We start from the raw sequence: 24,171 nt of genomic DNA on the forward strand, positions 1-24,171 counted from the left end.
TGGCGGTAGACCCAATGTTTAACAACCTGGCCATATTGGTTAGGTAAGATTAATTTTATGATTCCAAAGACATTTAAAGAGGTCATAGACCTAGGTGACGGTAGAGAGATTTCTATTGAAACCGGAAAACTGGCAAAACAGGCCCACGGCTCTGTTGTTGTCCAATCTGGCAAGTGTATGTTATTGTGTACGGTTGTCTCCAATTACAAAGCTTCGGACGTGGACTTTTTGCCACTTACCGTTGATTATCGTGAAAAATTTGCTGCCGCAGGACGTTACCCAGGTGGTTTCTTTAAAAGAGAGGCCAGACCTAGTGATGGTGAAGTATTGACCATGCGTTTGGTGGACAGGGTATTGAGACCTTTGTTCCCTAAGGATTACCACTCCGAAACACAGGTGATGATCCAGTTGATGTCGCATGACGAAGACGTTATGCCTGACGCCATGGCTGGATTGGCTGCTTCCGCTGCCATCCAACTTTCAGATTTCCCGTTCGAGTGCGCCATTTCGGAGGTACGCGTGGGTAGGGTGAACGGTGAATTCATTATCAACCCGACAAGAGCACAATTAAAAGAGTCCGACATCGACATGATGATCGGTGCCTCTGCGGATTCTGTGATGATGGTAGAAGGTGAAATGGATGAAATTTCCGAAGAGGAAATGGTAGAAGCCATCAAATTTGCCCACGAAGCCATTAAAGTACAATGTGCTGCACAGATAAAATTGGCAGAAGCTTTCGGCAAAAAAGAAGTTCGTGAGTACGAATCAGAAGCTGAAGACGAGGAACTTCAGAAAAAAATCCACGACATGGCCTATGATAAGGTATATGAAGTGGCCAAAGCTGGTTCCTCCAAAAAAGAACGCAGCGAGGCATTTGCAGCCATCAAAGAAGAAATTAAAGCATCCTTTTCCGAAGAAGAATTGGAAGAAATCAGTGATTTAATTTCCAAATACTACCACAAAGCCGAAAAAGAAGCAGTTAGAAACCTAACATTGGAAGAAGGACTTCGTTTGGACGGTCGTAAAACAACAGATGTTCGACCTATATGGTGTGAAATCGATTATTTGCCCTCCGTTCACGGTTCGGCCATCTTTACCCGTGGTGAAACACAGGCACTGGCAACGGTTACTTTGGGTACGTCAAGAGAGGCCAACCAAATAGACATGCCATCTTTCGAAGGCGAAGAAACCTTCTATTTGCATTACAACTTCCCTCCATTCTCCACTGGTGAAGCACGTCCAATTCGTGGTACATCACGTAGAGAAGTAGGTCACGGTAACTTGGCACAACGTGCCCTAAAAGGAATGATTCCAGAAGATTGTCCTTATACCGTTCGTGTAGTTTCCGAAGTATTGGAATCCAATGGTTCCTCTTCTATGGCAACCGTATGTTCCGGTACCATGGCATTGATGGATGCTGGTGTTCAGTTGAAAAAACCTGTTTCCGGTATCGCTATGGGATTGATTACAGATACCGAAACTGGTAAATATGCTGTACTATCCGACATCTTGGGTGACGAAGATCACTTGGGAGATATGGACTTTAAGGTAACCGGTACCGCAGATGGTATCACGGCTTGCCAAATGGACATTAAAGTAAAAGGACTTTCTTACGAAATCTTGGTGAAAGCTTTGATGCAAGCCAAAGATGGCAGAACGCATATTTTGGGCAAACTTATCGAAACTATTGCCGAGCCTAGAGAAGAGGTTAAATCTTACGCTCCAAAAATTGTTACCAGAGTTATTCCAGGTGAATTTATTGGTGCACTTATCGGTAAAGGTGGAGAAGTGATTCAAGAACTTCAAAAAACAACCAACACCACAATTGTGATCAACGAAGACCCAGACACCGAAGAAGGTATTGTGGAAATCCTTGGTACAGATCAGGATGGGATCGATGCCGTATTGGCCAAGATAGATTCATTAATGTTCAAACCAGAAGTGGGAAGTGTTTATGAGGTTAAAGTGATCAAAATGCTAGACTTTGGCGCTGTGGTAGAATATACCGATGCACCAGGGAACGAAGTATTGCTTCATGTATCCGAACTGGCATGGGAACGTACCGAAAATGTATCCGATGTGGTAAACATGGGAGATGTTTTTGATGTAAAGTACTTCGGTCTAGACCCAAGAACCAGAAAGGAAAAGGTATCAAGAAAAGCCTTGTTGCCAAAACCTGAAGGATATCAAGAACGTCCACCTCGAAATGATAGAGGTGGTGACCGTAGAGGTGGTGGTGACCGCAGAGGCGGAAATCGCGATAGAAAACCAAGAAGGGACAGAGATTAAAACTTCTTAGTAGTGAATAAAAGCCCCGGGCAGTTGCCTGGGGCTTTCTTTTTTTAAAAAAATGTAACCAAAATGTAACTTTTTAGTTTTTTCAACGTATAACCTAATGAGCTCCGGTTCACAAATTTAATTTGAAGGAATTTTTTAGATGAGACAGTTAAAGATTACAAAACAGGTTACCAATAGGGAAACCGCATCGTTGGACAAGTATTTGCAGGAAATTGGTAAGGTAGATTTGATTACCGCCGATGAAGAAGTGGAGTTGGCACAACGAATTAAAGCGGGAGACCAAGTAGCCTTGGAAAAATTAACTAAAGCCAACCTTAGGTTCGTGGTTTCTGTGGCAAAACAGTACCAAAACCAAGGATTGACACTTCCGGATTTGATCAATGAAGGAAATTTGGGGCTTATCAAAGCGGCACAACGTTTTGATGAAACTCGTGGATTTAAATTTATTTCTTACGCTGTTTGGTGGATTCGCCAATCCATTCTTCAAGCATTGGCAGAACAATCCCGTATTGTTCGTTTGCCATTGAATAAAATTGGTTCCATCAACAAGATCAACAAAACATTTGCTTTCTTGGAGCAGGCGCACGAACGCCCACCATCCGCAGAGGAAATTGCCAAAGAATTGGACATGACCGTGGAAGATGTAAAGCAATCCTTGAAAAACTCCGGTCGCCATGTATCCATGGACGCACCTTTGATCGATGGTGAGGATTCCAACCTTTACGATGTATTGCGCAGTGGTGAGTCCCCTAACCCGGACAAGGAACTTTTGCACGATTCCCTCCGTACCGAAATTGAGCGTGCTCTGGAAACCCTTACCCCTCGTGAAGCTGATGTAATCAGGCTTTATTTTGGTTTGGCAGGACAACATTCCATGACCTTGGAAGAGATTGGTGAAACTTTTGACCTTACCAGGGAAAGAGTTCGTCAAATCAAGGAAAAAGCCATCCGCAGATTAAAACATACTTCCAGAAGTAAGATTTTAAAGACATATTTGGGATAAAGTGTAAAAAATACGCCATAAATTACAGTTAAACTATCCTTAAATTTGATTTTTGGCAGGAAAGTTGTAATTTAGTAAGATATAACAGTTTATCATGACTGTTCGTTTTTTGATTGATGAATAAACTCCGGCTGATTACCGGAGTTTTTTTCGTTTATGGATGGCCTTAATTGGCTAACTTTGTACTATGAACAAATCAATGATTGCCCCTTCGCTCCTGGCATCCGACTTTGCCAATCTTCAACACGAAATCGAAATGGTGAACCAAAGTGATGCCGATTGGTTCCATTTGGATGTTATGGATGGTGTTTTTGTACCCAATATTTCCTTTGGAATGCCCGTAATACAAGCTATTGCCAAGCATGCCAAAAAGCCGTTGGATACCCACTTGATGATTGTTGACCCAGACAAGTACATTAAAACCTTTAGCGATTTAGGCGTTGATCATTTAACTGTACATTACGAAGCATGTCCCCATTTGCACAGAACCCTGCAAGCCATAAAAGCTGAAGGGATGAAGGCTGGGGTGGCCATTAATCCACATACCTCCATCAAATTATTGGAAGACACCATACAGGATATTGACATTGTAATCGTAATGAGTGTCAACCCAGGTTTTGGCGGGCAATCCTTTATCGAGAATACCTATCAAAAGGTGGCCGACCTCAAGGAACTCATCTACCGTAAAAATGCGAATACCTTGATTGAAATTGACGGAGGTGTCAATGCGGACAATGCCAAAAAGTTGATTGATCACGGAGCAGACGTTTTGGTCGCTGGCAGTTTTGTTTTTAAAAGTGCCAACCCAACCGAAACCATTAAAAAATTAAAAGAAGAAATAGCATAATGCAGGAATTTGATGTTGTCATCATAGGGGGTGGTCCCATTGGGATTGCTTGCGGTTTGGAAGCCAAAAAACAAGGCATTTCCTATATCATCATAGAAAAGGGACCCATTGTAAACTCGCTCTTCAACTACCCGGTGAACATGCAGTTTTTTTCCTCGTCGGAAAAGCTGGAAATTGACGAAATTCCCTTCATCAGTAAAGAAGCGAAGCCAAAACGCAACGAGGCCCTGGAATATTATAGAAGGATCGTAACATCAAATAAGCTCAATATCCATCTTTTTGAAAAGGTTATCGACACTGAAAAGCAAGGAGCCTTTTTTTCTGTAAAAACCGATAAAAACGAGTATCGAGCCAAAAATGTAGTGGTGGCCACAGGATTTTACGACCTCCCCAACAACATAAATGTTCCAGGTGAAGATTTGCCCAAAGTTTCCCATTATTACAATGATCCTCACTTTTACGCCAGTCAAAAATTGGTAGTAGTCGGAGCCAGCAACTCCGCTATAGATGCTGCTTTGGAATGTTGGCGAAAAGGAGCCGAGGTAACCTTGGTGATTCGGGGCCCAGAAGTGGGTCCACGAGTAAAGTATTGGGTACGGCCGGATATCATCAACCGAATTGAGGAAGGCAGCATCAAAGCCTTTTACAATTCAACAGTAAAGGAAATAAAACCTCATCAAATCGTTATTAATTCGCCAGAAGGCGAAGTTACTTTGGAAAACGATTTTGTACTCGCCTTAACCGGATATAGACCCAATTTTGCTTTTTTGGAAAAGTTGGGTATAGAACTATCCGACGACCCCAAAAGACTCCCTTCCTATGACCCCGATACGATGGAAACCAATGTTGATGGCTTGTTTTTGGCAGGGGTCATCTGCGGTGGCATGGAAACCCATAAATGGTTTATCGAAAACTCGCGCGTCCACGCTCCTATTATTATGAACGCCATCAAACACAAAATGGACCTGACAGCGGAAAACTCTTAATTTTTGGTAAGATTTTAGGACTTTCCCTCAAGTGTTCAGGTTATATATGGTTATATTTAAAGGAACCTGAAAAAATTTCGAATGAGCACGACCACAAGTTCTACCCAGAATATATTTAGGGTTATTTTAGGCCTATTGATGATGATGTCCGGTTTAGGCCACCTAACCTTTCAAAGGGAAGAGTTCCAAGCTCAGGTCCCCAGATGGTTGCCCACCAGTGATGCTTTTATGGATTTTGTAGTGGTATCCTCTGGCGTTGTTGAGATTATTTTGGGACTGGTTATGGTATTTTTAGTAAAATACAAGGTTAAAGTCGGCATTATATTGGCCATTTTCTATGTTTTGATATTCCCCGGGAACATTTCCCAATACACCAATGGCATTGATGCCTTTGGACTGGACACCGACCTTAAAAGATTCGTTCGTCTGTTTTTTCAGCCTGTTTTGATACTTTGGTCCCTTTGGTCCACAGGAGCACTGAAACACCTTATAAATAAACAAAAAAAGTAGCTATGGAATTTTACACGTTTGAAGCAGAACGTTTGGATGGCACCCCAGAGTCCATGGAAAAATACAAGGGCAAAACCATTATTGTGGTGAATACCGCAAGTAAATGCGGATTAACCCCTCAGTATGAAGGTTTGGAAGCGCTTTATAAAAATTACAAAGATCAAGGACTGGTTGTTTTGGGGTTCCCCTGCAACCAGTTTGGAAACCAAGAACCTGGCAATGCAGAAGATATACAAGAGTTTTGCCAAGCAAACTACGGTGTAAGCTTTCCTATGTTTGCCAAGATTGATGTTAACGGTAGCAACGCCCATCCTATATTCAAATATCTTAAGTCTCAATTGAGCGGCTTACTGGGCGGAAAAATCAAATGGAACTTTACCAAGTTTTTAATTGACAAAACAGGGAAACCTATAAAGCGGTTTGCACCTACAACGGAACCGAATGCCATGGTAAGTTATATCGAGAAGATTCTTTAAACAAACACTAAAACTTTAGCTGAGCCTGTAAGGCACCGGTTTGCTTTAACATGGCCCTTCCATCCTTAAAACTAAGGTAAGAATAACCTGCCCTTTTGTTTGCAATGCTAATGGCACATAGTATTCCCCAATGGCGGGCAACTTCTCGCCATGCCCATAATAAAGAGTGTTTTGGATCATAAATATGGGTAGCCTCCCCTCCTGCACCATTCACCTCGATAATGCTAAAGTTTTGTCCTTCGCAAAGCTCATCGTAGGTTTTGTAAAGCACATCCAATCTGCCATAGTGGAAACCTTTTATTTGGGAACATATCCCATCTATGGTCTTTAACAAACCATCATTGATACTATGGCTGATGTCAATAAACTTGGCTCCCCGTGTATGACTACCGTAAGGCACTAAAACAAATTCCTCTCCTTGATCCAAAATCTGTTGAAGCTGGTCACCAAATTTTTGTTCTAAAACTTTTAATTGCAGATGGCTTCGCGGGTTCTTTTTAATAAGTTGCACCATAGAACTTTCTCCATCCCCTGTAATGGACAAAAATTCCTTGGAAACGACTCCAGTAATTTTACCTTTGATTTCCCCAGGTTTGCGTACATAGAATATGCCCACTTCGTTCTGATACGGAATTAATTCCTGCACCAAAAAATCAGACGGCGTCCAACGTATATACTTCTGGAATTCATCAATGTCATGGATTTTTTCCACGCCAAAGGCCTTCATGCCGATGTCTGGTTTGGCAATGAACGGAAAGCTGATATCCGAAGCCAAAATACGTTCCAAGGCCAATTCAGGAGACTCATCCTTCTGGACAAAGAGTGTTTTGGGAATAAACCCTTCCGGAATCATATTATAGATGTCCATTTTGGATACCATGGCCATACCGCCATTTTTCATTCCAGGATTGGCTGCATTAAAAAAGAAGATGGAACGTGCTTTAATGGAATAATACAACCAAACGGGAAACATAGGGTAATAAATCATCCAAAAGGGCCAATATTCCCAGTGGGTGATTCGATGCCATATCAATTTTAATGAATCCATCACAGTTACAAGGTGAGTTGTGTGGGCGAAAAAGGCACTTCGAAAAATTTATCGTTCAACAAATCCAGATGACGCATCACAATTTCCTCGTCATCCAAAACAGCTTGGGTTACACTAAAGGTTTTGAGACCTGAATCGCGATCAATGATAAATCCGTTCTCAAAATCATCGTGGTTATTGGAATGGAAATCAACAACATCTTTAGGGGTTATCTTGGAATTTCCATCAATAAACTTCTGAAACAAGTTGCGTCGTTGCTTGATCACCTCATCCTTATAAAGTGTGGCCGAAGACCAAATATGGTTTTTGCTTGCATCCAATGGTCTATAATATTTTTGGTGACCGTCCCATCTAAACTCCAACAATTTACCATTGAACAGAACCAAGGTAAAGGGTTCAATTCGCCGCAGTTCCATTGCTTGAAGCAGCTCATACGGCTGCTGGGATGCTATTACATCCAAAAGCACCAAGCCCCTACTTCTGGCGTAATTTCCAGTTGGGGCATGATTCACAAAACCACCATTGAGAAGCACAGCGACCGAGCCGTTATCGTTGAGGGCAAACCAACTGCCCCCCGCTTTGGGATCCTTTGGAAACAGCACCTTTGCCGAACCTATGGTTTCCTCCTTAGGCTCCAAGGCCAATGGTCTTGAGATATGTTCGTCTCGATTGGACGTGATGAGACGCCTGCTCCCTGAAATTATAAAACTTACTGTGCACATACCTTCCTGTATTGTATGGTAGATGGCGCCACACCAAAAGATGCTGGAATTTCTTGGGTGGAAAAGTGTCTAATTCCCACTTTGATCAATGCCTGATGGTGTATCGTATGTTCCAAATTGTACATCACCTCTCTAAAATAATTTGAATCGAGCTGATTCTCCTCTCCATCCAGTTCGTAGTTCACCTTGATGGTCTTATTAGGTTTCTCCAAATGCTTTTGGATAAAGGTCAACCGTTCCAAGGCAAGCACCAAATTCTCTTCGATCTTTAAATTGCGTTCCCTACGATCATAGTCAACATTGGCAATATCATATCCCTTTAACAGACAAAGATAAAGTTCAATAATATGTCTTGTGTGTTGACCTATGCTAGCGTTGGAAAGGATTTCACAAGACTGGGAATAACAATCTTTGGGCAACTCCGACAGTACTTTTTTGAACTGCTCCAAGGTTTCCAAGGAAGATTTGAACATGGTGTTTAGTTATTGGTTTTTAATCGTTTCTTGATGAAATTGAGTATAAGATAGAAAGAATATTCAATTTTTTATTTTCTCCCAGTTTTTATCCGCTTGAGATTTTAGTTTGTTTGGGGATTCATTCAGCCAAAACTGTAAGGTATTGTTCTTTCCTTTATTATAGAACAGGTACAGTTTACCGTCCCTGATTTCATAAGTTTCTGGGTCCACATTTACTTTTTTGCCGTTTACGGCAACGGCATAGGCACAATAGCCTCCATATTTTGGCAAATAGGCGGTTGGATTTTTCTTGAACCTGTTCAAATTCTCCAGATTATAAAACTTAAACTCCGTACCATCGTAAACTGTGTTGAACTCCTTTTTACCTTCCGATGGGTTTCCATCAAAATAGGAAACCACATCATATCCGTTTACGGCATATCCTTTTTTAGTGTTGTAATCTGTGGTTTGGGAATGGCTCCAAACACCAATAACTAAAAAAAGAACTACTAAAATTTTGTTCATATCATCTAATTAGTCATCCAAAATAAAGTGGAAAGCACCCAAATGGATTAGTTTAGTCAAGAACCAAGGCGATTCCTTTCAATTTAGATTGTTATTCATCGAGGTTTTTTTGAATTACATCTAATCATTGTTAGTTCCCCGAGGTTAATGGCACTAATGATATACCTTGAACGTTGATTTATTAAACCAAAATTATGATTCCGTCTTCCCAAAGGGCGGTTTCCATAAAACCTACTTTATGCGCCAGATAATCCCACAAGGGCTACTTATATGGGTATATGTTTTATTACTGTATCCCCTTGTTTCCAACGCACAATTTGATCAAACTGACTTTAATGGCGAAGCTATTTCGCTTCGCTCGGAAACAGCTGTTTTATTGGCAGGTCAAAAGGAATACAGTTTTGATGAAATTAGAAACAATCCTAATCTGGAGTTTGTTCCGCTATCAGGCTTAGAAGAAAACCTTGGTTTTTCCAACGACCACTACTGGATGACATTTAGCTTGGAAAACCAGTCATCTAAATTTAAACAGTACTATCTGGAAACCGCACGGCCCATTACGGATATTGTCAATTTATATCTTGTGGATAACAACGGCAAGGTGAAGCAACAATACAGTGGCGATAAAATGCCGTTTGCAACAAAAACCATACAGCACAGAAAATCAATTTTTGACATTGGGCTTGAACCTAATCAAAAAATACAGGGATACATCCACCTAAAAAGCGATGGAGAGGTAGTGATGTTACCGATGCGATTATACCCAGAGACCAATTTTTTTGTCCTAACCTATAAAGAGCAGGTATTTTACGGTTTCTTTTATGGTATTTTGATCTTGGCCTGTCTCATATATCTATTTTTCTTCTTTGCCTTAAAAGATAAAGCATTTGTTTACTATGCACTTTATGTGCTCTTTATTGCCTTGATGCAATTTTCCTTGGACGGGTTTTTCCACCAATATTTCACCCCACAAGGTGGTTGGCTGTCCAATAGAGCAGTATTGCTCACTGCCTTTGTATCTCTTTTCTTTTTTGGAAAGTATGGCGACACCTTTCTCGACTTAAAGAAAAACAGCCCCCTATTGCATAAAACAAATAAGTTTTTTGGTTTTGCCATAATGGTCGGGGTAGCTGCGCTGGCCCTAAGCCCATCTTTCGAATACTGCTATCCGCTTGCCAACGCCATTGGAATTTTGGTGCTATTACATATGATAGCATCTATTGTAGTAATGAAGCTAAAAAAAGTCAAGGTAGATCCTTATTTTATCGTTGGTATCTCCTTTTTGGTCTTAGGATTTATCGTATTTATTCTCAACAACTTCAACACCATCCCAAATTCATTTTTTACCGACAATGGGGCAAAATTCGGTATTGGATTGGAGATTGTCTTTCTATCCATTTCCATGATCAACAGGATCCGTGACCTTAGGATGGAAAATGAACAAAATCAAATGCTGGCACTTCAACGAGCGGAAGATATGAACGAAATAAAATCATCCTTCCTGTCCAATATTAGCCACGAACTTCGGACACCGCTCAACTTGATTATGGGTGTCGCCACTTCACTGCAAGAAAATAAAGAAAAAGAAAATCTGGAAGAGAAGTGTAAAATGCTTTTGAGCTCCTCAAAAAACTTGTTGGGATACATCGAGGATATACTGGATTTTACTGAAATTGAAAAAGGCGACCAAGATTTAAAAGAGGTTCCCTTCAATTTAAAATCAACCTTATCCAAGGTGATCGAACTACAAGAAAAAAAGGCCAAGGCCAAAGGTTTAGACTTCAATACGTCAATCTCAAGTGCTTTACCAACCCGAATTGTCGGAGACAAGGGGAAACTCGTCCAGATACTAAGTCATATCTTGGACAACGCCATTAAGTTCACCAATCAAGGGAGCGTGGCCATTGATATCGATTGTAAAAAAGATAATGACCGTGCCACCTTAAATTTTACAATAAAAGATACAGGTATTGGCATCTCCAAAGAAAAGATGAGTACCATATATGAATCCTTTACCAAGAAATCTTTTAGGGATAAACGGGAATTCAGTGGTTTGGGACTAGGCCTGTACATCGTAAAAACTTACGTGGACTTACAAAAAGGAACCGTCAACCTTAAAAACAATGCAAATCAAGGCACTATTTGTGAATTAAATCTAGGTTTTGAGATTGACGAAGACCAAGCATTGGCAAGCGAAAAATCAAAAACAGCCCCATCCGATATTACGATGGAAACTGGTAATATCCTTTATGTAGAGGACAATAAAATGAATCAGACCGTGGTGAAACTGCTGTTCAAAAAGAATTGGAGCAATGCAAAGCTTACGATAGCCAACCACGGGAAAGAAGCGCTGGAAATAATGAAGGAAAAGCATTTTGATTTTATTTTGATGGATTTGCAAATGCCTGAGATGGATGGATTTGAAACAACATCAATTATTAGGAAAGGGGAAGCTGACTGTGACCCCCAGATTCCCATAATTGTGCTTACTGCTGACAATACCAGCCAAACAAGAAAGAAAATTTTTGAGTTAGGTGCAAACGACCTTGTAACCAAACCAGTAAATGGCCCCCTTCTCTTTGCTAAAATAAACAAGAACGCATCTACCAAAAAAATCAGTAAAGTTGCTTGATTTCGACCGGACACAACAGAATATTCGATTATCCGGATTTTATCATAAACAATACCTTCGTCAACCTAAACTTGCCTGCCTAGGTTTCAGGTTCTCATTAGGCTTCTGATTATTAGTGCAATGAGATTCCGAAATACATTCGGGATGACATACAAAAGGCAATTATTACAGATAAAAGATATTCATTTAAAGCTATTATGTCCGTTGGAGGCCTTCAAAATTCCCTTGTTGTCCAACATCTTGTTCCAAGTGAACCAAAATGGCAACTGTAAAGGGTTCAAAGCACTCAACAACAGGCCCAACACAAAAGTCGACTCAATAAAATAAGGGAAAAAAGTTTGTTTTGGGTTGCAATGATAATCCTCGGAAAACATCCAAAAAACTATCAAGGGACATATACATCAACAAAACGATGCCAAAGGGCAATGCTCCCAACAAATTTATAAGCAATCCATAAAAACTGACCTTGGTATATTGAGAACATTCCAAACAATGAATAGTTTATAGAGGTCTCCAAACCTTTAAGACCTTACATATTATTTAAAACCTCTTTTACATTGAACTGTGACGGGTCAAAAAGGTTCTGATCGATCATTTTAATAAAAATTCGTAGGTTTTATCTTACTTTAAATCTATCCCATCCTTTGAAACACCTCATCCGTCGACCCAAAACGGGCATCCGTCAATTGGGCAAAAATTACTCAAAATCGCTTTCTAATTTTGGAGTCGAAAACGCTTAGAATTGAACCACAATAAATAATAAGTGTAAAACAAATCGGGAGAGGATAAATCCATTACAGTTTTTTTAACCATCCTAACCAGCAGTATAACCCAATATTAATTTTAAATATTTTTTTTATGAAAACTACAAATCTGAATTTTGCAAAAATGGCCCTTTATCTTTTCATGGGTCTGAGTATTACACTGGTTTCTTGCTCTGGTGAGGACGGGGAGATGGGACCACAAGGCCCTCCCGGAAAAGACGGGGTAAATGGTACAAATGGCATAGATGGCCAGGACGGAAATGCCAATGTTGTTGCCTCAGATTGGCAACTTATTCAGTGGGATGAACCTGTACCTGACCTTGGAGAAATGTTTATTGAAACCCCAGAAGTCAATATCGGTGACTTTGTTGAGTCCGGGTCCGTTGTTTTGGTTTATCTAAAATACAAGGTGGATACTTATAATTACATTCACATGTTACCATTCTCACTTGAAACCGCATTTTTTGATTTCTACATTAAGGATACTCCTACCGAAAACGGTATAGTCGTGCGAATGGCAGACCCAGGATTAAATGTACTGAATATTCAAAACGATGAAACTTTTATGCTACGATATATATTGATACCCGCCAACGTGGCCGAGACCAGTGGAATAGCGGACAAAATGCCTCAAAGTTTTGGAGAGGCTGCCGCCTTACTGGGGCTAGATCACTAATTTTAAGATGTGGACAACCCAATAAATTGGTCACTTATACAAGTCGATAAAGTTATTGGGGGTAACCCTATGAGATGAGTAAAAAAAAGGGTGTCAAAAAAGTAAGGCGATGTCATATTGAGCTTGTCGAAATATTTTCAACTACTGATAATCAATATCGGTTTCGACAGGCTCAACCTGACAAATCAAGTTATGAAGACTTTTAGACACCCTCTTTTTTATTGCCTGGGAATTGAATTTCCCGAAACCTTGTATTCTGAAAACCAAAAAGCTTCACTTTCAAATTCAATTAAACTTGATTTGACGCGAAGCTTTTTGGCTTATCCGTGACCCAGGGAGGATTCGAACCCCCAACCCTCAGAGCCGAAATCTGATATTCTATCCAGTTGAACTACTGGGCCATTTATTTTACTTACGAACTCAATTTAGCCTTTACTATGGCGGAAATGGTTTTTCCATCGGCTTGTCCGGCCAATTCTTTGGAAACAATTCCCATTACCTTGCCCATATCTTGCATTCCCGAAGCTCCTACAGAATCAATGGTCATAGCGACCACTTTTTCAATTTCTTCTTGCGTAAGCTGTTCGGGCAAAAACTTTTCGATTACAGCTACTTGCGCCAATTCCGGTTCGGCCAAGTCTTCACGACCTTGTTCTTGGTAAATCGCAGCACTATCCTTACGTTGCTTCACCAATTTTTGAACCAATCTAACCTCTTCTTCCTCAGACAATTCATTGCCACCGCCCTTATCGGTCTTTGCCAACAAGATAGAAGACTTAACTGCTCGCAAGGACTCCAAGGCAACGGTATCCTTTGCCTTCATTGCGGCCTTCATCTCTGTCATTACCTTTTCTTGCAACCCCATATATTCCAATTTAGTTCGCGAAGATAAAAAATAAACCCGAAAGTTACGCTACCTCCGGGCTTGTGCTATCCACTAAAATGGATGTTAATTTAAACACTACTAATCAACATTATCATGCAAAAAAGAGTTATTGGAACGCAATTGTAAATCGTCGTTGCTATCCTCTCCCAACGAGGTCCTGGATACTTTCTGTTCCTTTGGAACATCGTTTAAATCCACCCCTTGGCGTTTATACGCGGGCTCTTTTTCAATATCGTCTATGCTATTGCGGTTGTTCTGGAACTTATAGTTGAAGTTTTTCAGCTTTCTCCTGCGCTCATCGGCACGATTCTTTAAAATATCGCTGATGGAGCTGTTCATTGGATCAAGACTATTCGTAGTTTCTTCGTTTTGCCCTGAACCTTCACTTTTTTCTTCAACCTTTACGGTCTTCTTCTCAAAAACAAGTTCATTTTCCACCATTTTTGGTTCATGGGTTTCCGCTTTGGACTTTGCTCCGGTCAATTTTTCCTCCAGCTCCATGTATTCCTGGAGGTCGTATCGGGTCTCCCCCTCCTTTTTGTACTCCAAAACAGGTTTTACCTCCACATAATCGTTCACTTCCACATCCCCCAAACCATCATCGTCTAAGTTAAAGGTCACCGTGTGCTCTTTTTCATCTTCTTCTTCAGGCTGACTGTTCAATGGCATATCAAAACTTAGTGTAAACTGGTCCTCATTGTTCTTTGCCGACACTTCTTCGGCATCAACCACATCTATATTATTGATTACATTCTTAGCCTCAATAATTACAAAATCATCATCTACATTCTCGGCTACCACTTCCTCGTAAAACACATTAAAGTTTCTGATATAATTGGTGGTAGGAATCAAATCTGGGTCTTTTGCCTCAATTTTTGGGGCCACCTCCTCTTGTTCCTCTTCCATCTCCAAGGTGTGTTTCACCACAGTTGGTTCTGGTGTTGGCTCCGGCTCGGGTTCAGGAGTCGGTGTTTTTTCAACCTTCACTTCTTGTACCGATGTAGTTTCGGGAGTTAAATCTTGTTCTGCTGTTTGTTCATCTTCCAAGGTATAAAACACCTTTTTGGATTCGGTATTCACAATATTGTCTTGCTGATCCACATTGAAACCAGTGGCAATTACTGTTACCGCTATGGCTTCACCCAAGCTTTCATCTTCACCTACACCCATAATAATGTTGGCTCCATGACCTGCTTCGATTTGAATATGATCATTGATCTCACCGATTTCATCAATGGTTATTTCTTGAGAACCGGAAACAATGAGCAACAATACATTTTTGGCCCCGTTGATTTTGTTATCGTTCAACAATGGGGAGTCCAAAGCTTTCATGATAGCCTCGGTAGCCCTTGCAGAACCAGATGCTGCTGCGGAGCCCATAATGGCCGTGCCACTATTGGAAAGCACCGTCTTGGCATCCCTAAGGTCAATGTTTTGTGTGTAATGGTGGGTAATTACCTCTGCGATACCCCTTGCCGCAGTGGCCAAAACCTCATCCGCTTTTGAGAAACCGGCCTTAAACCCAAGATTACCGTATACTTCTCTAAGCTTATTGTTATTGATTACAATCAAGGAATCCACATTGGCACGAAGTTTCTCAATCCCAATCTGAGCCTGTTTGTTACGCATGGCGCCTTCGAACTGGAACGGCATGGTAACAATACCTACCGTAAGAACATCCATTTCCTTAGCGAGTTTGGCCAAGACAGGAGCTGCACCTGTACCGGTTCCACCACCCATTCCTGCCGTAATGAATGCCATTTTTGTATTGTTGTCCAACATGGCCTTAAGGTCTTCCATGCTCTCCAAAGCTGCCTGTTCACCAACATCGGGGTTGGCTCCAGCACCCAATCCTTCGGTAAGGGAAACCCCTAATTGGATTTTGTTGGGTACGGAACTGTTTTGTAAAGCCTGCGCATCGGTATTGCAGATTACAAAATCCACTCCGTTGATTCCGGCTTGAAACATGTGATTGATGGCGTTACTACCGCCACCGCCTACGCCGATAACTTTAATTACGTTGCTCTTGTTCTTGGGCAAATCAAAAGCGATGTTGTCAAATTCAGTGTTCTTACTCATGACAGTTGTGTTTCTCTTATGGGGTTATTATTCTGCGTTGTCCAAAAAGTCCTTCAACTTTTCTGACCATTTGTCAAAAATGGATTTTCTCTCCGTATGTGAAGCCACATTTGCCTTAGCTCCCATATCGTTTTCTTGGCCCACCAAAACCTCTTCTTCGTGTATCTCTTCTTCATCCACGATATGGTTTTTCTTTTTGGCCTCCAGGGAATTCATCAATAATCCAACGGCCGTTGCGTACAATGGGCTGGCAACTTCTTCGTCAGAGTCGCCTGCAAGATGCTCGTTGGGGTAACCGATTCTTGTATCCATCCCGGTAATGTATTCCACCAATTGCTTTAAATGATTCAATTGGCTTCCTCCACCAGTAAGTACAATTCCTGCGATCAATTTTTTCTTTTGTTCCTCGTGGCCATAGTTCTTGATCTCCACATACACCTGCTCCACAATCTCCACAACACGTGCGTGAATGATCTTGGAAAGGTTTTTTAATGTGATTTCTTTGGGCTCACGGCCTCTTAAACCAGGAATGGACACGATTTCGTTGTCCTTGTTCTCTCCCGGCCAAGCAGAACCAAATTTTATCTTCAATAGTTCAGCTTGCTTCTCGATAATGGAGCAGCCTTCTTTGATATCTTCTGTAATCACGTTACCTCCAAATGGGATAACAGAGGTGTGACGGATGATTCCGTCTTTGAAAATAGCAAGGTCCGTGGTTCCGCCACCTATATCGATCAAAGCCACACCGGCTTCTTTTTCTTCTTGACTCAACACTGCATCTGCAGATGCCAGCGGTTCCAAGGTGATATTCCCCAGGTCCAATCCGGCACTTTTGATACATCTACCAATATTTTTTATGGACGATACCTGACCGACAACCACATGAAAGTTGGCTTCCAATCGACCTCCGTACATTCCAACGGGTTCTTTGATCTCGGATTGACCATCCACTTTGTACTCTTGTGGCAACACATGGATGATTTCTTCACCGGGAAGCATCACCAATTTATACACTTGGTTGCACAATTTGTCCAAATCCTCATTGTCTATTACCTCTTCTGAATTGGGTCGGGTAATGTAATCGCTGTGGTGCAAGCTTCGGATATGCTGACCCGCAATACCCACCACCACGGAACCTATTTTTAGACCCGAATTCAACTCGGCTTGCTCCACCGCTTGTTGAATGGACGAAATGGTCTGGGTGATATTGTTGACCACTCCACGGTGCACCCCCAAACTTTTAGATCGTCCGGTGCCCAAAACCTCAATTTTTCCATACTCATTTTCCCTACCGATGATCGCTACGATCTTGGTAGTTCCAATATCCAACCCAACTGAATAATTACCTTGTTCCATACTTTAAATTTTGGTGCAAACCACTTGATTGTTGAATTCCAAACTAACTGTTGCATAATCCTCCAAGGAATTGTCCTTGGCTGCCTTTGCATAAAAGGCCATAAAATTGCTGAACTTCTTGTTCAGGTTATCCACTCCGCCCAAATTCACTACAAAATTCTCCATACGGAACCTGAGCTGATACTTCTCTTCTTCTTCAATATGTATCCCTATGACATTTTTCCTCAGAAAATCATCCTTATTGATATAGTCCAAAATCACATAGGCATCCTCTAGGGTTTTGCCCGTAATTTTTCCTGTGATAATGGGAACCCTTGCCGAATGATATTTTGACAAAGGCATACGTTCGCCCTGATCATCCAAATAAAATTTGGAGACACCCTCAATCCTTCCAATGGGCTTTCGCTGAACAATCTTGGATACAAGTTCCCCGTTTACAGTAAGATACACCTGGGCATTTTTGACCATATCATTGGATAGCACAACCTCCTCTATAGTATTCAAAACTAACTGTTCTTTGGGCGTATTCTCTAGGGCTCCGTAATTTTGTATTAACAATTTATTAACCGCATCCTCAGTTAAATACAAATTGTTGTCACCAACAAATTTTACGGTGACATTACTCACCAATCTTTTTTGATTTCTTTGCTCGGCAAAACCGTAAAGCGCAACCACGGCGACCAACAAAAATGTCAGCTTTATGTAATCCCAATTAATGCGCATAACTCAATTCTTTTTTGATTTTTGGTACTTCCAGTCCAATATCACCTGCACCAAGAGCAACCAATACCCCTGCTTTGCAGTTTTTTACTTCTTCCAATAAAGCCGATTTTGATATCAGCCTTTTATTAGGGTTCTCAATTTTATCCAATAGCCATTGAGAAGTGACTCCCTCAATCGGTTCTTCCCTTGCTGGGTAAATATCCAGCAGGATGATCTCATCAAAATCTGAAAGACTTGTGGCAAAATCATCCACAAAATCTTGTGTTCGTGAAAAAAGATGGGGCTGAAAGATTACGGTAACTTTCTCTCCTGGATGCATTTCCCGAATCGCCTGATGCACTGCACCAATCTCTGTGGGATGATGGGCGTAATCATCGATAAACACAAAATCCTTTTCCCTTATCTGGTACGAGAACCTCCGCTGAACGCCCTTAAAAGTCCCCAAAGCTTTGGCAAGGCGGTGTGGTGGGCATCCCGTTTGCACCGCCATCGCAAAAGCAGCTAATCCATTGAGCAAATTGTGTCTTCCTGGTTTACTGAACTTTACGTTCTTAATGACCTCCAAAGGCGTTACCAGATCAAATATGTAGGCTCCATGTTCAATTTCAATATTTTGTATGCAGTAATCGGCTCCGTCTTCAATACCAAAAGTGATGCCTTCCAAAGGAAGTCCTTTGCGCACAAACAACTTTCCATCAGGCTTGATTCGTTCAATAAATTCATGGAATGAATGTTCCAATGCCTCTTTGGTACCATAAATATCCAAGTGATCGGCATCCATCGATGTTACACAAGCAACGGTGGGGGTTAAACGCAAGAACGAGCGATCGAACTCATCCGCTTCGACTACGGAATATTCGGTACCTTCCAACACAAAATTGCTGTTGAAATCTTCAGAAACCCCACCCAAGAAAGCAGTCATAGGCAACTCACATTCGCTAAGTAAGTGAGCCAAGATGCAAGTGGTTGTGGTTTTTCCATGCGTGCCCGCTACTGCCAAACAGAATGAATCTTTGGTTATGATCCCCAGCACTTCGGAACGTTTTTTTAGACTGAATCCGTTATTCTTGTAAAATTGATATTCAGAATGCGAAGCAGGTACGGCCGGCGTGTACACCACCAAGGTATTTGGATGCTTGAAGGTATCGGAAATCAAATCGACATTATCCTCAAAATGTACCGATATACCTTTCTCCATCAAGCCATCGGTGATGGGGGTCGGTGTTCGGTCATATCCTCCAACCTCCTTGCCCACAAATTTGAAATAGCGCGCCAAGGCAGACATACCTATGCCTCCGATACCAATAAAATAAACGCTATGTATATCTTTCAAATTCACTTCAACAACTTTTCAATTTCATCCACAATATGTTCCGTGGCCTTGGGCATGGCCATTTTTTTGATGTTTTTTCCTAATTTTTCTCGAACCTCTTCCGAATCCATTACATCCGTAAATTTTTTTTCAAAAGCAGCATCTAGCTCACTCTCCCGCAACATTATGGCTGCATCTTTAGCGACCAAAGCTTTTGCATTTTGGGTTTGATGGTCCTCCGCAACGTTGGGCGATGGAATAAAAATCACTGGTTTACCCACCAAACAGAGTTCAGAAACCGAACCAGCTCCCGCTCTGGAAATGATGATATCAGCTGCTGCATAGGCCAAATCCATTCGGTTGACAAAAGCCAAAACCTTTACCGTATCCGATTCGTATTTTTTGTATTCTTCGTGATACAGTTTGCCACATTGCCAAAGCACCTGCAATCCTTTTTCTTCAAAAAACCCAAGTTCCTTTTCAATCAATTGATTGATTCTTCGAGCTCCGAGACTTCCACCTAAAACCAGTACGGTTTTCTTATCACCATCTAAACCAAAAAATGTAGTCGACTCTTGCGCTCCTACTTTCACATCTACCAAATCGGTACGGATGGGGTTTCCTGTTTTTACGATCTTTTCCTTTGGAAAAAAGCGCTCCATGCCATCATAGGCCACACATATCTTTTCTGCTTTTCCCGCCAATAGTTTGTTTGTGATTCCAGCAAAGGAATTCTGCTCTTGCAACACACAGGGAACACCAGAACTTTCGGCCATACGCAACAATGGTCCGCTCGCAAAACCACCCGTGCCAATGGCCACATGGGGTTTGAACTGTTTCACTATTTTGCGCGCTTCTAACAAACTACTTATCAGTTTAAATGGAAACATGAAATTTTTCAATGTCAGTTTCCGTTGTATTCCACTAATCCACAAACCTTTTATTTCGTATCCCGCTTGTGGCACTTTTTCCATTTCCATTTTATCCTTGGCCCCGACAAACAAAAATTCTGCATCAGGATATCTCCTCTTCAACTCGTTCGCTATGGCCACTGCGGGATAAATGTGTCCTCCCGTTCCTCCTCCAGAAAGTATAAACCTATATCTGTCCACTTAATACTTCTAAAGGATTTGTTTCATCTATTCCATCGGATTGCTCCTCTAAATTTTCCTTTTTGTTGCTCGCACTCAACACAATTCCGATAGCCATACAGGTCATCCAAATAGAGGTTCCACCCATACTGATCAAGGGCAACGGTTGCCCCGTAACCGGAAACAACTGCACCACAACCGCCATATTGATAAAGGCCTGGAAAACAATGGGCAATCCAACCCCTATTACCAGTAATTTTGAAAAAACCGTTTTTGACGAGTGCGCTACCACGACAATCCGAAATAGAAGCAACAGATAGAAAAACAACAAAGCTCCCCCTCCCAGCAATCCATATTCTTCAATGATTATGGCAAAAATGAAATCAGATGTGCTTTGAGACAACATATTCTTCATCACACTCTTCCCTGCTCCTTTACCAACTACACCGCCTTCGGCTACAGCTATTTGAGCCAAGGTCAATTGGTGCAAGTCATCTTTATCGGCTTGTTCTGGATGAATAAAAGTTTCTATCCTTGATTTCCATGTTCCCGCTCGTTGCGGCAATACTTCCGGCGCTTTGAACAGTACAAAAAGGAACATTCCAGCGAACACGATTCCCGTTGTCACCATAGCAAACAAATATTTCAAAGGGTACCCGCCTAAAAAACACAGCACCAACACCATCAAACAAATGATGGCGGCGGTTGAAAAGTTTTCGGGCAAAATCAATAGTACCACCAATGCAACTGGCAACCACAATGGCAAAATACTCTCTTTGAAGGTGATTTTTGTTTCCTTGATCTTTGTGAGGTATCTGGCAATCCAAATCATTAAAACCACGGCCGCCAGTGTGGAGGTCTGAAAATTGACTCCCACCAACGGAATTTTTATCCAGCGGTTTGCTGTCACCCCGCCTATTCGTGTTTCCACGGTCAAGGTGTAAATCAAAAGCAGGATAACAATGGGCATCGCAATAATGGATAGCCCCTTAAAATAATGTGTAGGAATCCTGTGTACGGCATAAATGATGCCGAAGCCCAAGAACAAAAGCACAGCGTGTTTTACCAAATGGCCCAAGGAGGTTCCATCACCGTTGACGTACACCAAATTGGTACTGGCGCTGTACACCGGTAAAAATGAGAAAAGTGCCAAGAGGGCCACTACGCCCCAAATAGCTTTATCACCTTTCAGATTTTTGAATACTCGCAACACGTTTTACAGATTTTTTATTGCATTTTTAAATTGATCTCCTCTATCCTCATAATTTTTGAAAAGGTCGAAACTTGCACAGGCCGGCGACAATAAAACGGCATCACCACGCTCGGCAACTTTATAGGCTACCTTTACTGCCTCTTCCATGGAATAGGTTTCGACCATAAGGTCGATTACGTTTCCAAAAGCATCGATTAGCTTGGAGTTGTCCACGCCCAAGCAAATAATGGCTTTGACCTTTTCACGGACCATGGGCATCAACTCGGAATAATCGTTTCCTTTATCTACGCCTCCCACAATCCAAACAATGGGCTTTTTAATGCCGTCCAAGGCATAAAAAGTCGCGTTTACGTTAGTTGCTTTGGAATCGTTGATATATTCCACATGATTGATCTTTAACACCTTTTCCAATCTATGGGGCACGCCCTGAAAAGATTGTATGCTATTGCGAATGGTCTCTTTTCTGACCTTAACCAGCATAGCTGCCATACTGGCTGCCATCGTGTTTTTTACGTTGTGCTGACCTTCCAAGGCCAAAATATCTTTACTCATTTCCAAGGTTTTATGTTCTAATTTTATTTTTATCGTTTTGTCTTCCAACCAAGCCCCTTCTTCTAATTTTCTTTTGACAGAAAAAGGAACCAATTTGGATTGAACTGGGTGTTCTTTTAACCAATCTTGAATCACTTCATCATCGTAGTCATAAATCAAGTAATCGTTTTTATCTTGATTCATGGCTATTCTAAATTTGGATGCGATATAGTTTTCAAACTTGTACTCATATCTATCCAAATGATCCGGTGTTATATTGGTGATCATGGCGATGTGTGGTTTAAAATCCACAATACCGTCCAACTGAAAACTGCTAATCTCCAACACATAGTGGTCAAAGTTTTGCTCTGCCACCATTTTAGCATAGCTATCACCAATATTACCCGCCATTCCCACGTGCAACCCACCATTATTTAAAAGGTGATAGGTCAACATGGTAGTGGTGGTCTTTCCGTTGCTGCCGGTGATTCCAATCAGTGTTGCATCTGTATATTTTGATGCGAACTCTATTTCTGAAATCACCGGAACACCTTTTTCGACAAGCGTCTTTACCAAGGGCACATTGTCAGGTATTCCAGGACTCTTCATTACCAAATCGGCGTTCAAAATCTTGGCTTCGGTATGCTCACCGGATTCCCATTCAATCTCAAAATGTTCAAGAACTTTTGTATACTTCTCTTTTATCTCGCCTTTGTCCGAAACAAAGACTTCAAATCCTTTTTGCTTACCCAAAATGGCGGTTCCCACACCACTTTCTCCTCCTCCAAGTATCACTAAGCGACCCATTGCTATCTGATTTTAAGGGTAACAATGCTGATAATGGCCAGCATAATTCCTATAATCCAAAAACGGGTTACTATTTTGCTTTCGTGATATGATTTTTTCTGATAATGATGGTGCAAGGGCGCCATCAAAAAGATGCGTTTGCCTTCGCCGTATTTTCTCTTCGTATGCTTAAAGTAACCCACTTGTAACATCACCGATAACGACTCTGCAAAGAAGATTCCGCACAAAATGGGAATCAACAATTCTTTTCTAACGATTATGGCGATTACGGCAATGACGCCCCCGATGGTCAAACTGCCCGTATCTCCCATAAACACTTGGGCCGGATAGGTATTGTACCATAAAAAGCCCACCAAGGCTCCAGCGAAAGCGGCAATGAACACCACTAATTCCCCTACCCGAGGTATATAGAAAATATCGAGATATCCCGAAAACAGTATGTTTCCAGATATCCAGGCAAAAATCCCAAGGGTCAATACTATTATGGCCGATGAACCCGCAGCGAGGCCGTCGATACCGTCGGTAAGATTTGCTCCATTGGAAACGGCAGTAACAATCAAGATTACCACGGGGATAAAAATCAACCATGCGTATTCTTCAGCCCCTTCGCCCAGCCAAGAAATAAAATCGGCGTAATCGAGTTCGTTGTTTTTAAAGAAAGGCACATTGGTTCTAACTGATTTGCTTTCTTCGCCATACACCTGTTCCACTTTAAAATTTTCGGTAATGGTAGTGGAGTCTTTCTCTTTTATGGTGACTGCCGGGTGAAAGTAAAGCGTCAATCCAACGATCAAACCCAATCCTACTTGGCCCATCACTTTAAATCTTCCCTTTAATCCCTGCTTGTCCTTTTTAAAGGTTTTGATATAATCATCGACAAACCCGATAACCCCCATCCAAAGGGTAGTCACTATCAAAAGAATGACATAAATATTTTTGACGTCGGCGAAAAGAATCACGGGCAACAAGGTGGACACAATAATGATCAAGCCTCCCATAGTTGGCGTACCGGCTTTCTGTTTTTGCCCCTCTAAACCTAAATCGCGGATACTTTCCCCTATCTGCTTTTTCTTAAGGAACAGAATGATTCGCTTTCCGTATACCATGGCGATCAGTAGCGACAACAATACGGACATGGCCGCCCTAAAGGTGAGGAACTGAAATAGTCCCGCGCCGGGCAGTTGGTATTGTTTCTCTAAAAATTCGAACAAGTAGTATAACATGGACTACA

The 24,171-nt window shown here is 41.5% G+C and carries 21 protein-coding genes and 1 tRNA gene; 8 read left to right on the forward strand and 14 right to left on the reverse strand.

Translation table 11 applies throughout. The annotated features are described in order from the left end of the window. The first annotated feature begins 57 nt into the window (after nucleotides 1-57). The 6 genes from J4E06_RS16295 (at nucleotide 58) to J4E06_RS16320 (ending at nucleotide 6,120) form a co-directional block, all read left to right on the forward strand. The gene (locus J4E06_RS16295) at nucleotides 58-2,289 is read left to right on the forward strand and encodes a polyribonucleotide nucleotidyltransferase (RefSeq protein ID WP_349525059.1); all 2,232 of its coding nucleotides are present in this window, start codon (nucleotides 58-60) and stop codon (nucleotides 2,287-2,289) included. 148 nt (nucleotides 2,290-2,437) lie between these two features. After that, entirely contained in the window at nucleotides 2,438-3,301 is an 864-nt protein-coding gene (locus J4E06_RS16300; protein WP_100817395.1) for a sigma-70 family RNA polymerase sigma factor, read from the forward strand. Nucleotides 3,302-3,488: 187 nt separating this feature from the next. After that, on the forward strand, nucleotides 3,489-4,148 hold the full coding sequence (rpe, locus tag J4E06_RS16305) for a ribulose-phosphate 3-epimerase (RefSeq protein ID WP_349525060.1): 660 nt from the start codon (nucleotides 3,489-3,491) through the stop codon (nucleotides 4,146-4,148). After that, nucleotides 4,148-5,134 (forward strand): YpdA family putative bacillithiol disulfide reductase, encoded by a 987-nt coding sequence (locus J4E06_RS16310; protein ID WP_349525061.1) that lies wholly within the window; start codon nucleotides 4,148-4,150, stop codon nucleotides 5,132-5,134. Before rpe ends, J4E06_RS16310 begins: the two co-directional genes overlap by 1 nt. An 81-nt stretch (nucleotides 5,135-5,215) precedes the next feature. After that, nucleotides 5,216-5,644: a DoxX family protein gene (locus J4E06_RS16315; RefSeq protein WP_349525062.1), complete on the forward strand. Its 429-nt coding sequence runs from the start codon at nucleotides 5,216-5,218 to the stop codon at nucleotides 5,642-5,644. A 2-nt stretch (nucleotides 5,645-5,646) separates the two neighbouring features. Next, nucleotides 5,647-6,120, forward strand: a complete 474-nt coding sequence (locus J4E06_RS16320) for a glutathione peroxidase (protein ID WP_349525063.1) — start codon at nucleotides 5,647-5,649, stop codon at nucleotides 6,118-6,120. Between the two features lie 7 nt (nucleotides 6,121-6,127). Here the strand turns inward: J4E06_RS16320 and J4E06_RS16325 are convergent, their stop codons facing one another. From J4E06_RS16325 to J4E06_RS16340, 4 genes are all read right to left on the reverse strand, one after another. Further along, nucleotides 6,128-7,168 (reverse strand): ATP-grasp domain-containing protein, encoded by a 1,041-nt coding sequence (locus J4E06_RS16325; RefSeq protein WP_349525064.1) that lies wholly within the window; start codon nucleotides 7,166-7,168, stop codon nucleotides 6,128-6,130. A 5-nt stretch (nucleotides 7,169-7,173) separates the two neighbouring features. After that, the gene (locus J4E06_RS16330; RefSeq protein WP_349525065.1) at nucleotides 7,174-7,890 is read right to left on the reverse strand and encodes an NRDE family protein; all 717 of its coding nucleotides are present in this window, start codon (nucleotides 7,888-7,890) and stop codon (nucleotides 7,174-7,176) included. Further along, a complete protein-coding gene (locus J4E06_RS16335) occupies nucleotides 7,878-8,363 on the reverse strand; it encodes a DinB family protein (RefSeq protein WP_349525066.1) in 486 nt (161 codons plus the stop codon). The genes J4E06_RS16330 and J4E06_RS16335 overlap by 13 nt, the downstream gene beginning before the upstream one ends. A gap of 63 nt (nucleotides 8,364-8,426) precedes the next feature. After that, the gene (locus J4E06_RS16340) at nucleotides 8,427-8,870 is read right to left on the reverse strand and encodes a YHS domain-containing (seleno)protein (protein ID WP_349525067.1); all 444 of its coding nucleotides are present in this window, start codon (nucleotides 8,868-8,870) and stop codon (nucleotides 8,427-8,429) included. A 238-nt stretch (nucleotides 8,871-9,108) separates the two neighbouring features. Between J4E06_RS16340 and J4E06_RS16345 the strand changes: the two genes are divergently transcribed. After that, complete coding sequence (locus tag J4E06_RS16345; protein WP_349525068.1) at nucleotides 9,109-11,502, forward strand: hybrid sensor histidine kinase/response regulator; 2,394 nt, start codon at nucleotides 9,109-9,111, stop codon at nucleotides 11,500-11,502. A gap of 858 nt (nucleotides 11,503-12,360) precedes the next feature. Beyond that, nucleotides 12,361-12,942 (forward strand): hypothetical protein, encoded by a 582-nt coding sequence (locus J4E06_RS16350; RefSeq protein ID WP_349525069.1) that lies wholly within the window; start codon nucleotides 12,361-12,363, stop codon nucleotides 12,940-12,942. 327 nt (nucleotides 12,943-13,269) lie between these two features. Here J4E06_RS16350 and J4E06_RS16355 read toward each other — a convergent pair. The 10 genes from J4E06_RS16355 to mraY form a co-directional block, all read right to left on the reverse strand. Beyond that, nucleotides 13,270-13,343 (reverse strand) — tRNA-Arg (locus J4E06_RS16355). An 11-nt stretch (nucleotides 13,344-13,354) separates the two neighbouring features. Further along, complete coding sequence (locus tag J4E06_RS16360) at nucleotides 13,355-13,807, reverse strand: GatB/YqeY domain-containing protein (RefSeq protein ID WP_349525070.1); 453 nt, start codon at nucleotides 13,805-13,807, stop codon at nucleotides 13,355-13,357. Nucleotides 13,808-13,906: 99 nt separating this feature from the next. Next, nucleotides 13,907-15,907 carry a cell division protein FtsZ gene (gene ftsZ, locus J4E06_RS16365; RefSeq protein ID WP_349525071.1) on the reverse strand — a complete coding sequence of 667 codons (2,001 nt, stop codon included), beginning with the start codon at nucleotides 15,905-15,907 and terminating at the stop codon, nucleotides 13,907-13,909. Between the two features lie 27 nt (nucleotides 15,908-15,934). After that, a complete protein-coding gene (gene ftsA / locus J4E06_RS16370; protein WP_349525072.1) occupies nucleotides 15,935-17,263 on the reverse strand; it encodes a cell division protein FtsA in 1,329 nt (442 codons plus the stop codon). A gap of 3 nt (nucleotides 17,264-17,266) precedes the next feature. Beyond that, nucleotides 17,267-17,986 (reverse strand): cell division protein FtsQ/DivIB, encoded by a 720-nt coding sequence (locus J4E06_RS16375; RefSeq protein ID WP_349525073.1) that lies wholly within the window; start codon nucleotides 17,984-17,986, stop codon nucleotides 17,267-17,269. After that, the gene (gene murC / locus J4E06_RS16380) at nucleotides 17,976-19,325 is read right to left on the reverse strand and encodes a UDP-N-acetylmuramate--L-alanine ligase (RefSeq protein ID WP_349525074.1); all 1,350 of its coding nucleotides are present in this window, start codon (nucleotides 19,323-19,325) and stop codon (nucleotides 17,976-17,978) included. The genes J4E06_RS16375 and murC overlap by 11 nt, the downstream gene beginning before the upstream one ends. Next, on the reverse strand, nucleotides 19,322-20,410 hold the full coding sequence (gene murG / locus J4E06_RS16385) for an undecaprenyldiphospho-muramoylpentapeptide beta-N-acetylglucosaminyltransferase (protein ID WP_349525075.1): 1,089 nt from the start codon (nucleotides 20,408-20,410) through the stop codon (nucleotides 19,322-19,324). Before murG ends, murC begins: the two co-directional genes overlap by 4 nt. Next, a complete protein-coding gene (locus tag J4E06_RS16390; RefSeq protein WP_349525076.1) occupies nucleotides 20,397-21,602 on the reverse strand; it encodes an FtsW/RodA/SpoVE family cell cycle protein in 1,206 nt (401 codons plus the stop codon). The genes murG and J4E06_RS16390 overlap by 14 nt, the downstream gene beginning before the upstream one ends. Nucleotides 21,603-21,605: 3 nt before the next feature. Next, nucleotides 21,606-22,940: a UDP-N-acetylmuramoyl-L-alanine--D-glutamate ligase gene (gene murD, locus J4E06_RS16395; protein WP_349525077.1), complete on the reverse strand. Its 1,335-nt coding sequence runs from the start codon at nucleotides 22,938-22,940 to the stop codon at nucleotides 21,606-21,608. A 2-nt stretch (nucleotides 22,941-22,942) separates the two neighbouring features. Then, nucleotides 22,943-24,163, reverse strand: a complete 1,221-nt coding sequence (gene mraY, locus J4E06_RS16400; protein WP_349525078.1) for a phospho-N-acetylmuramoyl-pentapeptide-transferase — start codon at nucleotides 24,161-24,163, stop codon at nucleotides 22,943-22,945. Nucleotides 24,164-24,171 lie beyond the last annotated feature (8 nt).

This window comes from Allomuricauda sp. NFXS6 (assembly GCF_040148835.1).
In the GTDB taxonomy this organism is placed as follows: domain Bacteria; phylum Bacteroidota; class Bacteroidia; order Flavobacteriales; family Flavobacteriaceae; genus Flagellimonas.

Bases quoted from the DNA above. Each gene is read 5' to 3' on its own strand.
- J4E06_RS16345 (WP_349525068.1), top strand. From the start codon at position 9,109: ATGCGCCAGATAATCCCACAAGGGCTACTTATATGGGTATATGTTTTA.
- mraY (WP_349525078.1), bottom strand. From the start codon at position 24,163: ATGTTATACTACTTGTTCGAATTTTTAGAGAAACAATACCAACTGCCC.
- J4E06_RS16360 (WP_349525070.1), bottom strand. From the start codon at position 13,807: ATGGGGTTGCAAGAAAAGGTAATGACAGAGATGAAGGCCGCAATGAAG.
- murD (WP_349525077.1), bottom strand. From the start codon at position 22,940: ATGGGTCGCTTAGTGATACTTGGAGGAGGAGAAAGTGGTGTGGGAACC.
- J4E06_RS16350 (WP_349525069.1), top strand. From the start codon at position 12,361: ATGAAAACTACAAATCTGAATTTTGCAAAAATGGCCCTTTATCTTTTC.
- J4E06_RS16300 (WP_100817395.1), top strand. From the start codon at position 2,438: ATGAGACAGTTAAAGATTACAAAACAGGTTACCAATAGGGAAACCGCA.
- J4E06_RS16320 (WP_349525063.1), top strand. From the start codon at position 5,647: ATGGAATTTTACACGTTTGAAGCAGAACGTTTGGATGGCACCCCAGAG.
- J4E06_RS16340 (WP_349525067.1), bottom strand. From the start codon at position 8,870: ATGAACAAAATTTTAGTAGTTCTTTTTTTAGTTATTGGTGTTTGGAGC.
- J4E06_RS16315 (WP_349525062.1), top strand. From the start codon at position 5,216: ATGAGCACGACCACAAGTTCTACCCAGAATATATTTAGGGTTATTTTA.
- J4E06_RS16335 (WP_349525066.1), bottom strand. From the start codon at position 8,363: ATGTTCAAATCTTCCTTGGAAACCTTGGAGCAGTTCAAAAAAGTACTG.
- J4E06_RS16310 (WP_349525061.1), top strand. From the start codon at position 4,148: ATGCAGGAATTTGATGTTGTCATCATAGGGGGTGGTCCCATTGGGATT.
- J4E06_RS16325 (WP_349525064.1), bottom strand. From the start codon at position 7,168: ATGGATTCATTAAAATTGATATGGCATCGAATCACCCACTGGGAATAT.
- J4E06_RS16375 (WP_349525073.1), bottom strand. From the start codon at position 17,986: ATGCGCATTAATTGGGATTACATAAAGCTGACATTTTTGTTGGTCGCC.
- J4E06_RS16330 (WP_349525065.1), bottom strand. From the start codon at position 7,890: ATGTGCACAGTAAGTTTTATAATTTCAGGGAGCAGGCGTCTCATCACG.
- ftsZ (WP_349525071.1), bottom strand. From the start codon at position 15,907: ATGAGTAAGAACACTGAATTTGACAACATCGCTTTTGATTTGCCCAAG.
- rpe (WP_349525060.1), top strand. From the start codon at position 3,489: ATGAACAAATCAATGATTGCCCCTTCGCTCCTGGCATCCGACTTTGCC.
- J4E06_RS16295 (WP_349525059.1), top strand. From the start codon at position 58: ATGATTCCAAAGACATTTAAAGAGGTCATAGACCTAGGTGACGGTAGA.
- ftsA (WP_349525072.1), bottom strand. From the start codon at position 17,263: ATGGAACAAGGTAATTATTCAGTTGGGTTGGATATTGGAACTACCAAG.